The 9,825-nt window shown below is 70.8% G+C and carries 8 protein-coding genes; 5 read left to right on the forward strand and 3 right to left on the reverse strand.

Annotated features, from left to right (window positions below; genetic code table 11):
• Nucleotides 1-186 precede the first annotated feature (186 nt).
• The 5 genes from WMF19_RS43860 (at nucleotide 187) to WMF19_RS43880 (ending at nucleotide 6,925) form a co-directional block, all read left to right on the forward strand.
• The gene (locus WMF19_RS43860) at nucleotides 187-1,281 is read left to right on the forward strand and encodes a tyrosine-type recombinase/integrase (protein WP_437901744.1); all 1,095 of its coding nucleotides are present in this window, start codon (nucleotides 187-189) and stop codon (nucleotides 1,279-1,281) included.
• Nucleotides 1,278-3,590 carry a sulfatase-like hydrolase/transferase gene (locus WMF19_RS43865; protein WP_437895811.1) on the forward strand — a complete coding sequence of 771 codons (2,313 nt, stop codon included), beginning with the start codon at nucleotides 1,278-1,280 and terminating at the stop codon, nucleotides 3,588-3,590. Before WMF19_RS43860 ends, WMF19_RS43865 begins: the two co-directional genes overlap by 4 nt.
• Nucleotides 3,591-3,791: 201 nt before the next feature.
• Nucleotides 3,792-4,217: a MarR family winged helix-turn-helix transcriptional regulator gene (locus tag WMF19_RS43870; RefSeq protein WP_437895812.1), complete on the forward strand. Its 426-nt coding sequence runs from the start codon at nucleotides 3,792-3,794 to the stop codon at nucleotides 4,215-4,217.
• 53 nt (nucleotides 4,218-4,270) lie between these two features.
• On the forward strand, nucleotides 4,271-5,254 hold the full coding sequence (locus WMF19_RS43875; RefSeq protein WP_437895813.1) for a hypothetical protein: 984 nt from the start codon (nucleotides 4,271-4,273) through the stop codon (nucleotides 5,252-5,254).
• Nucleotides 5,255-5,356: 102 nt separating this feature from the next.
• On the forward strand, nucleotides 5,357-6,925 hold the full coding sequence (locus tag WMF19_RS43880; RefSeq protein ID WP_437895814.1) for an Eco57I restriction-modification methylase domain-containing protein: 1,569 nt from the start codon (nucleotides 5,357-5,359) through the stop codon (nucleotides 6,923-6,925).
• On the opposite strand, the gene WMF19_RS43885 is transcribed toward WMF19_RS43880, so the two are convergent.
• The 3 genes from WMF19_RS43885 to WMF19_RS43895 form a co-directional block, all read right to left on the reverse strand.
• Nucleotides 6,922-7,311 (reverse strand): hypothetical protein, encoded by a 390-nt coding sequence (locus WMF19_RS43885; protein WP_437895815.1) that lies wholly within the window; start codon nucleotides 7,309-7,311, stop codon nucleotides 6,922-6,924. The two genes, WMF19_RS43880 and WMF19_RS43885, sit on opposite strands and share 4 nt — an antisense overlap.
• Before the next feature lie 81 nt (nucleotides 7,312-7,392).
• Nucleotides 7,393-7,800 (reverse strand): hypothetical protein, encoded by a 408-nt coding sequence (locus WMF19_RS43890; RefSeq protein WP_437895816.1) that lies wholly within the window; start codon nucleotides 7,798-7,800, stop codon nucleotides 7,393-7,395.
• A gap of 71 nt (nucleotides 7,801-7,871) precedes the next feature.
• The gene (locus WMF19_RS43895) at nucleotides 7,872-9,761 is read right to left on the reverse strand and encodes an RHS repeat-associated core domain-containing protein (protein WP_437895817.1); all 1,890 of its coding nucleotides are present in this window, start codon (nucleotides 9,759-9,761) and stop codon (nucleotides 7,872-7,874) included.
• Nucleotides 9,762-9,825 lie beyond the last annotated feature (64 nt).

Here is a 9,825-nt window from a genome sequence, read left to right on the forward strand (position 1 = left end):
ATGGCGCGACGCGCCCTGCGACCTCCCCCTGCCGCCGGGACCTGGCGACCGCCGACCGCGGTCCCCCCGGCCAGCGCCCGGCTCCCCTCGCCGCGCCGCGCAGCGGCTCCGGCCGAGCGGCGCTCCAGCTCGGCCAGCGGCGAGTCTTTGCCTGCGGCGCCGTCCTGGTGGTAGGGCAAACCCGTGATGCACGCGCGGCGGAGCGGCGATCGATCCGGCGGGACCACGCTGGAGCAGGCGATCGCGCGTTTCCTGACCTACCTCACGGCCGAGCGGCGGGCCTCGCGCCACACCGTGGACGCGTACCGGCGCGACCTCGAGCAGCTCGCGCGCTTCGCTCGCGAGAAGGCGGCCGCGAACGCCGACCACCGCCCTGCGCGAGCGCGCAGCAAGGCCCCGGCCACCGGCAAGGCCTCGGCCGCCGGCCAGGCCCCGGCCACCGGCCAGGCCCCGGCCGCCGGCGAGGCTCCCTCACCGGACGAGGCCCCGGCCGTGGATGGCCTCGACGTGCTCCTCCTGCGCGGCTGGCTGGGCTCGCTCGCGCGCACCCACGCGCCCTCCTCGATCGCGCGCAAGGTGGGCGCTGCCCGCGCCCTGCTCCGCTACCTGGAGCGGCGCGGCGAGGTCGACAAGAACGCGGCGGCCCAGCTCGCCCTGCCCAAGGTCCGGCGCCCGCTGCCCACCTTCCTGGACGTCGACGCCGCCGCCCAGGTCATGGAGATCCCCGGCGCCGAGACGGCCGAGGGGCTCCGCGACCGCGCCATGCTGGAGACCCTCTACGGCGCAGGCCTGCGCGTCTCCGAGCTCTGCGGGCTCGACCTCGCCCACGTCGACCGGCACCCGGCCGACAGGGCCGCGGTGCGCGTCGTCGGCAAGGGCAACAAGGAGCGGATCGTCCCGCTCGGCTCCCACGCCCTCGCCGCCATCGAGCGCTACCTCGAGCGGCGCGACGAGCTCACCGATCCGACGACCGGCGCCCGCGACCCCCGCGCCCTCTTCCTGTCCCGCCGCGGCGCGCGCATCGGGGTGCGCCGTGTCCAGGCGCTGGTGCAGCGCTATGGCGCGCTCGGCGCCGGCCGGGCCGACCTGCACCCGCACGCGCTCCGGCACACCTGCGCGACCCACCTGCTCGACGGCGGCGCCGACCTCCGGGCCATCCAGAAGCTGCTCGGGCACGCCTCGCTCGCCACCACGCAGCGGTACACGCACGTCTCGATCGACCACCTGCTCAAGGTCTACGACGCCGCTCACCCCATGGCGCGGAAGCGGAGCCCGGCGTGAAGCGAGCCTCGAGCTCGCCGGGCCCCGCGGTCCCCACGCTGGCCCGCGCGTGGGCGGGGCGGCTCGCCAGGAGCGCGCTCGGCGCCAGCGTCTTCGGCGTCGTCGCCGCGTCGCTCGACGCCGGGTGGGCCACGGCGGGCGCCGGCGACGACGCCACCTTCCAGCTCGCCACCTACCTCGCCGACATCGGGGTGTTCGCGCCCGTCGCGCTCGTCGTCGGCCTGCTCGCGGGCGCCTCCGCGATCGTGGTCGACCCGTCGGGCCCGCCGTCGCCGGCCACGCTCGTGGGCGCGCTGCGGGTGCGTGCGATCGGCCGGCCCGCCGACATCGCGGCGTTCGTGCCGCTCGCGGTGCTCGCGGCGTTCCTCTGGATGACCCTGTGCGCCCACCTGGCCCGCGCCCTGCTCGGCCTCGAGGCCGCGCCCCTCCTGGTGGGCACCGCCGTCGCCGCGGGCGCGCTCGGCCTCGGCCTCATCGCGGGCCTCGCCGTCCTCGCCCTCACGCCGCCGCTCCGGCGCGCGCTCGCCAACGCCAGCGACGGCCGCCCCGCCTGCGTCGATCCGGCGGTCACGGGCGGCGTCGCGCTCGGGATCGCCGCGGCCCTGTTCGCGCTCGGGGTCGCCACGGGCGGCGTCTCGGGCGAGGGCGGCTTCCTCGGCATCTACGGCATCTTCAAGCGCCCCGAGCTCGACCTGCGCGCCCCGGCGCTCCTGCTCGTCGTCGCGCTCGCCGCCTTCCTGGCGCCGGCCGCGGTCCGGACGGCGCGCGCCCCGGTCGCGCTCCTCGCCGCGCTCCTGCCGCTCGCGCTCACCACGCGCGCCGCCTCCGCGCTCAACGCGGAGCCCGCGGTGGCGCAGGCGATCGAGCGCGGCGCGCCCGTCGGGGGCAAGAGCCTCGCGGTCCTGCGCCGACTCGCCGATCGCGACGGCGACCACGCGGCCGCCCTCTTCGGCGGCGGGGACTGCGACGACCACGACGCGCGCGTCCACCCGCTGGCCCAGGAGATCCTCGACAACGGCATCGACGACGACTGCTCCGGCGGCGATCTGACGTCCGCGGCGCTCGCCGCGCTCGCCCCCGCCCCCAAGGCGGCCCCGGGCGCCGACTCGCCCGGGTCGTCCGCCGCGCGCCTGCCGGCGGACCTGAACGTCGTCCTCGTCACGGTCGACACGCTCCGCGCGGACCTCGGCTACGCGGGCAACCAGCGGCCCGTGTCGCCGAACCTCGACGGCCTCGCGGCCCGCTCCACGGTGTTCGAGCGCGCGTACTCGCTCGCGTCCTACACGGGCAAGAGCGTCGGCCCGATGCTCATCGGCAAGTACGGGAGCGAGACCCACAGGAACTGGGGGCATTTCAACAAGTTCGGCGAGGAGGACACGTTCGTCGCCGAGCGCCTGAAGCGCGCCGGGGTGCGCACGATGAGCGTGCACGGGCACCGCTACTTCGGCAGCTTCGGCGGGCTCGATCGCGGCTTCGACGTGGTGGACATGTCCGCGGCGCCGCCGGAGGGCGCGCCCTGGGACGTCGACAACAAGGCGACGAGCGCCGCGCTGACCGACGCCGCGTTGCGGCTGCTAGGGTCGACCGAGAACACGGGCGGGCGCTTCTTCCTGTGGGTCCACTACCTCGACCCGCACGCCGACTACCTCCGGCACGACGACGTGGCGGGCTTCGGCGCGGCCTCGCAGCGGGATCTCTACGACGGCGAGGTGGCGTTCACGGACCGGCACATCGGCCGGCTGCTCGACGCGATCGCGGCGGCGCCGTTCGCCGGGCGCACGGCGATCGTCGTGACGAGCGATCACGGCGAGGCGTTCGGCGAGCACAAGATGTTCCGCCACGGCTTCGAGCTCTGGGAGGAGCTCGTGCGGGTGCCGCTGCTCGTCCACGTGCCGGGCGCGGCGCCGTCCCGGGTCTCGGCGCGGCGCAGCCTGATCGATCTCGCGCCGACGCTGCTCGACCTGATGCGGGCGCCCGGGCCTGGCGAGGGCGCGCACGCGAGCGACTTCCTGTCGGGCGCGTCGCTCCTGCCCGACGTGCTCCTCGCCCCGGGCGAGCAAGCCCAGGCGCGCGACGTGCTGATCGACATGCCGGCGGGGCCCTACAACGACGCGCGGCGGTCGTTCCTCCGCGGCGACATGAAGCTGACGATCTCGGGCGGCGCCCGGTTCGAGCTCTACGACCTGGCGAGCGACCCGGAGGAGCGGAAGAACCTCTGGGGCACGCCGGCGGCGAAGGAGATCGAGCCGTACTACGCGGCGGCGCGGGCGCGCCTCCGCGAGGTCCACGTGACCGGCGCCCGCAAGTGACCGCCGCTCGCGGCTGACCGCCGCCCCGACGCGACCCCCCCGCGAAGCGGCCAGCCTGTCGAGCCGACCGGCCGCGCCGGTGGGTGGCCGGCCGCGCGGCGCGCCTGCCGCCCTCCGCGGCGGACGGACCGGCGCTGGTGATCGCGCGTTCGCGTCGGCATTTACTTGCGTGTTAGCAACTAATGCGTAATAGACAATATTGTGAGCAAGCAAAAGATCCTGGGCTCGCCGCTCGAGCGGTTCACGCGGATGATGTTCTCGCGCATCATCGCGGGGCTCGCGCGGGCGCTGCACGAGGAGGACTTCAGCGTGGCGCAGGTGGCCGCGCTGCACCTCGTCGATCAGGAGGGCCCGGTGCGCGTCACCGCCCTCGCCACGTCGCTCGGGCTCTCGGCCTCGGCCGGGAGCCGGCTCGTCGATGGCCTGGTGCAGCGGGGGCTCCTGGCGCGGGAGGAAGATCCCGAGGACCGCCGTGCGAAGACGCTCGCGCTCACGCCGCTCGGCCGCCGCTTCGTCGACCAGGCGAGCGTGGAGCGGGTCCGGGTGATCATGGAGACGGCCAGGTCGCTGCCGACGGAGATCTCGGCGGCGATCCTGTCAGCGATCAGCGCGTTCCAGCGAGAGTGAGCCCGGTCGCGGGGCGCCTCGCGTGAAACCCCTTGTCCGAAGAGGAGGTCAGCATGGATATCGTCGTGTTTCTTTCTCATGAGATCCCGGCCGCGCTCGGCGCGCTCCGGGAGGTGGCCCTGGCCGACGGCGCGCCCGCGCGCTTCGACCCGGAGCAGCGCGCCGTCCTGGAGGAGCTCGCGGCCCTGCACGGCGCCTGCGCCGACGTCGACGGGCTGCCGCGCGTCGCGCCCGAGGCGGTGGCGCGCGCGATCCCGGATCCGCACCGGCGCAAGCGGCTGGTGCAGCTCGCGCTCGTGACCGCGATGGCGGACGGCGAGGTGACCGCGGCCGAGGTGGATGCGGTCGAGGCGCTCGCCCGGGCGCTCGGCGTGCGCGAGCAGGGCGTGGGCGTGCTCCGCCTCGTGGCGCGCGGTCACAGAAGGCTCGCCAAGGCCGCCGTGAGGCGCCGCCTCGTCGGCGCGTTCGCCGGCGAGGTCCTGAGGAGAGAGGGCCTGGCCGGCGTGCGCAGGCTCGTCGGGCCCTTCTTCCGCGCGGGCGTCGCGGATCGCTCGCGGGCCTTCCGCTACAAGCAGCTCGGGCTCCTGCCCGAGGGCACGTTCGGCCGGGTGTTCTGGGAGCACTGCACCGCGCGCGGCTTCCTGTTCCCCGGCGAGAGCCGGGACGCGATCCCGGAACGCATGGTGTTCCACGATCTCGGCCATGTGCTCGCGGAGTACGACACCGATCCTGCGGGTGAGATCCAGGCCGGCTCCTTCCAGGCGGGGTTCATCCGGCGCGACGGGTTCGCCTTCCTGCTCTTCGTGATGCTGCAGTTCCACCTCGGTATTCAGATCACGCCCGTCGCCGCGCCGCAGATCGGGCTCTTCGAGGCGCGCAAGGTGCTGCGCGCGGTGGCGCGAGGCGCGGCCTGCAAGGTCGATCTGAGCGATCGCTGGAACTTCTGGGACGTCGTCCACCTGCCGCTCGACGAGGTGCGCGAGCGCTTCGGGATACCGCCGCTCGCCGCGGTGGCGGCGCGGCAAGAGGCCGCCTGAGCGGCGCGCCGCGGGCGCCGCCTCGCCGGCAAGGCGCCCACGGCGCGTTCACCGACCAGGCACGGTTGGCTCGATGCCCCAGCTGCGGTAACCACGTCATCGATGAGCCGGGCAGCGAGACTCGAGGCAGCCGCCCTGCCGCCGCTCCTCGACCGCGTCGACCTCGACCGCATCGAAGCCGCGCGGGCGCTCGATCCCCGCACGCGGTCCGAGCTGGGTCAATTCCTCACGCCGCCGCCGGTGGCGTCGTTCATGGCGTCGCTGTTCGAGCGGTCCTGCGAGGAGATCCGCGTGCTGGACGCCGGCGCCGGTGTGGGCAGCCTCCTCGCGGCGTTCACGGCCAGCGCATGTGCCCGCCGGATACACCCGAGCGCGATCCGCGCGACCGGCTTCGAGATCGACCCGCGGCTCGCGGCGTACCTGCGTCGGACGGCGCGCGCGTGTCGCGACGAATGCGCGGGCGCCGGGATCGACTTCACCGCCCGCATCATCGAGGCCGACTTCATCCGGTCGGCCGTCGAGCAGCTCGACGGCGGCCGGGCTCGCCCGGGCATGCCGCGCTCGTTCACACACGCGATCCTGAATCCACCCTACAAGAAGCTCAACTCGGACACCGAGGCCAGGGCGGCGCTGCGGCGCGTGGGCATCGAGACCAGCAACCTGTACACGGCCTTTCTTGGCCTCGCGATCCTCCTCCTGGAGCCGGGCGGGGAGCTCGTCGCGATCACCCCCCGGAGCTTCTGCAATGGTCTTTACTTTCGGCCATTCCGGGAGCTGTTCTTCAGAGAGATGTCGCTGCGAAGGGTGCACGTCTTCGAATCGCGCAAAGCGGCGTTCGCGGAGGACGAAGTCCTTCAAGAGAACGTCATCATTCACGCCGTCAGGGGCGGCGAGTGCGGGTCCGTCACCATCTCGTCGTCGCGCGGTCCCGGGGGCGGGGGCGGGCCGCTGTCCGTCCGCTCCGTGCCGTTCGAACACGTCGTCCGACCTGGAGATCCCGAGCTGTTCATCCACGTGGTGCCGGACGACGCCGGGGAGAAGGTCGCCGCCACGTTCGCGCGCATGCCATCCCGCTTGACGGACTTGGACGTGGGCGTCTCGACGGGAAAGGTCGTCGACTTCCGAGCGCGCGAGTTCTTGCGGCAGGAGCCCGAGAGGGGCACCGGTCCGCTGATCTACCCGACGCACCTCGCGTCGGGCGTCGTTCGCTGGCCCAAACGCGGCAAGAAGCCGAACGCCCTCGTGGAAGCGCCTGAGACCGCCGACCTCTGGATGCCCAGCGGGAACTACGTGCTCGTCAAGCGCTTCTCGTCGAAGGAGGAGAGGCGGCGGGTCGTCGCCGCCCTCTTCACGCCCGAGACCGCTCCGGGAGACAGGATCGGGTTCGAGAACCACCTCAATGTCTTCCACCGGAGCGGCGAGGGCCTGCCGGCCGTGATGGCGCGCGGCCTCGTGGCCTTCTTGAACTCGACGCTCGTCGATACGCACGTTCGGCAGTTCAACGGGCACACCCAGGTGAACGCGACCGACTTGAGGAACCTCCGGTATCCGACGCTCGAGCAGATCGAACAGCTCGGGCGGCGAACACCTGATCCCGGCCTTCCACACGATGAGCTCGATCGAATCGTCGGCGAGGTGCTCGGCCTGGAGCATGTGAGCAGCGCCTGCTAGACCAAAGCACACTCAGTACAAGCGAACAGGTGCTTCGTCGCGATCACCCCGTTGCGCACCACGAGGTGCTGGTCGACGTACGCTGTCTCCTCCTCCCCGGCCACCCGGTGCAGGTGCACCCGCCGCTCCCCGGCGCCGTCGTACAGCGCCCGCGACATCTCCTGCCCGTTCTCGTTCACCGACACCAGCCGGTTGTCCTCGTCCCAGCTCAGCGTGCGCTGCACACTGCCCCGGTACTTCCACTGCTTGTGGTTGCCGTTCGCGTCGTACGACAGCTCCCTCAGCCGCGGCTGCGTCTCTGCCGCGTCCCTCCGCACAGTCAGTCTGACAAACGCCTTGCCTTCGGCCATCCACAGTGCTTTGAGTCCGCCTCCGACGTTGCCCATCGTTGCGATGATTCAGGTCTACGGTCACGGTCGGCGTGTACGGCCTCATATCGTGCCCGAGTCTCCCCAACTTCTCCACGACTAACCATCAATGTCGGAGATCTTCTCTGACAAGGATGCGATGAACGCCGCTGGATCCGTTACATACTTCCAGGCTGTAGACGCCTGCAGTGCTTGAAGGACCGCAGGCAGTGTCGGCTCGTATAGCTGCGCCGTCTCATCGACCAAGAGCACGCGGGCTCGCTTGAATCCATCAAGCAAACGTGCCAGGTCTGGCTTCTGTATATTCCTCAGATCAACACGCAACAGGACTTCGACAACACGGCTCCCGTCTCGAACCATTGACAGGCAGGTCGAATCCTCATCTCCCCAGACGTCTACGTCTGACGACCAGCTCGCTCCCTTTCCCAGGATCTCGAGGGCCGTCCGTTCGATATCCTCACCCGGCTGCGAATCCGCCCAGAAACTTCCGCTCTCTATCATCTCCAACAAAATCCGCGGATCGCGATCGTGCTCTGTAGATGGCACGAGCAAGAACGAGCACTGCCAGGTAGCCATGTTCACTGCCCCGCAAGATCAGAAACCGATTTATAGCCTTGATATGGCAACTTCACCTGCTCGACGGGAACCTCGGGCATCTTTAGCTCCTTCGCTATCCGAAGCCTATGGTGGCCGTTCACAACATAACGCTGCCCGTTGTGCTCGACAAACTTTATGGTGTCTTTCATGCCATGCTCTGCGATGTCCTGCTTGAGCGCATTGTACCTGTTCCTACCGAGCGTTGTCCCATGCGTGGGTGTCAACGAGTATGGGTCGACTTTGCCTTTGAACAATCCCCCGCCTGTCGGCTGCTCCGGCGGCTCCGCTGCCGTGGCGGCAGGAGGTTTGGGCGGCTCCTTCGCCCCACCACCTCCCGCTTCCAACGGCGGCGGTGCTCCAGGCGTCGCGGACGTCGGGAAGTCTGCCGGTACGTCGCAGCTAGGCCCGATCGCGGACTCGTCGGAATCAGCAGTGGCGATGGTGTAGACCGCATAACCCACCGTTCCCACGGCGAACAGGCCGCCCACGACCAGCTCTCCGATGGGGGTCGGCTCGACCACGGCAGCGGTGGCGGGCACTGAGAGCGCGGTCCCGACGACCACCGAGCCCTTCACAAACGCCTCGGCTATCGCTTGCGTCGTCAGGCGCCCGTCCGGGTCGATGAGGACGACGGGGTTGTTCCACGCGTACGTGTAGAGACTCAGGTTGATCGGCCGGTACACCCCCTCGTTGAGCTTGCCGGCCATGTACTCTGCCAACACCGGGTCCGGGCTCACCCACACCCCGAGCCGCGGCTCATAGCTCCGCGCCCCGTAGTGGTAGAGCCCCGTCGACAGGTCGAGCTCCTTCCCATTGAACAGGTACGGCTGTCGGTTCTGGAAGCGCGAGTCCGTCTGGTCCGCCCACAGCTCCCCGCTCGGCAGGTACTCCACGTGCTGGCTCAGCGCCTGGTCCTGGTCGGTGACGTACTGCGCGCTCCCGAGGTGGTCCGGGTGGTAGTACAGCACCGGCGGCCTCTGGTAGTAGTCCGCATCGATCTTGCTCGCGATCCGCGTCTCCCCTGCGAACAGGTGCTTCGTCGCGATCACCCCGTTGCGCACCACGAGGTGCTGGTCGACGTACGCCGTCTCCTCCTCCCCGGCCACCCGGTGCAGGTGCACCCGCCGTTCCCCCGCGCCGTCATACAGCGCACGCGACATCTCCTGTCCGTTCTCGCTCACCGACACCAGCCGGTTGTCTTCATCCCAGCTCAGCGCGCGCTGCGGGCTGCCCCGGTACTTCCACTGCTTGTGGTTGCCGTTCGCGTCGTACGACAGCTCTCGCAGCCGCGGCTGCGACTCTGCCGGCACGTACTCGTCCACCTGGTTCGCCGCGTGCGGCCTCGGCCCGGTGTAGCGGGACTCGTTCCGGTACGTCCTCTCCCGGATCGGGTAGTCGAGCCGCCACTGCCCCGGGCCATTCGGCACGTACCGAGCGACCTCCTGGCGCTTCGCCGTCGCGTTCCCCAGGGCATCGTAGTCGATGCCCAGCGTGTACCGCTGCTGCTCGTTTCCCCGCTCCTGGTAGATCCCTGACGCCTCGGTCAGCTGGTTCAGGTCGTCGTACGCGAACCGCTGCTGCGTCCGCGCCACCATGACGGCCCCGCCCAGCGACTCGTCGAAAGGCACCTCGTTGTTCAGCTCCCGGATGTTCCCGACGAGGTCATATCGGTAGCGCAATCGCTGGAACGGCCTCGGCGACCGCCCCATCGACCGCATCTGCGCGCTCTGGTGGTCCGCGTTGACCTCCGTCATCCGCCGCGTCGACTCGTCGTACCGGTACTTCGTCTCGATCCCGTTGCCCGCCACCACACGCACCCGCTGCCCGAACTCGTCGTACCCGATGTGCCTCAGGTACTCCGTCGTCCTCACAAACATCCACCGTCAACCCGATCGCAAGTAGCGAGTTGGTTCGGAAGCGCACTCTCGGCAGCAG

Origin of the sequence: Sorangium sp. So ce124 (assembly GCF_051525235.1) — a bacterium.
GTDB classification, from domain to species: Bacteria; Myxococcota_A; Polyangia; order Polyangiales; family Polyangiaceae; genus Sorangium; species Sorangium atrum.

Bases quoted from the DNA above. Each gene is read 5' to 3' on its own strand.
- WMF19_RS43860 (WP_437901744.1), top strand. From the start codon at position 187: ATGCACGCGCGGCGGAGCGGCGATCGATCCGGCGGGACCACGCTGGAG.
- WMF19_RS43875 (WP_437895813.1), top strand. From the start codon at position 4,271: ATGGATATCGTCGTGTTTCTTTCTCATGAGATCCCGGCCGCGCTCGGC.
- WMF19_RS43880 (WP_437895814.1), top strand. From the start codon at position 5,357: ATGAGCCGGGCAGCGAGACTCGAGGCAGCCGCCCTGCCGCCGCTCCTC.
- WMF19_RS43885 (WP_437895815.1), bottom strand. From the start codon at position 7,311: ATGGGCAACGTCGGAGGCGGACTCAAAGCACTGTGGATGGCCGAAGGC.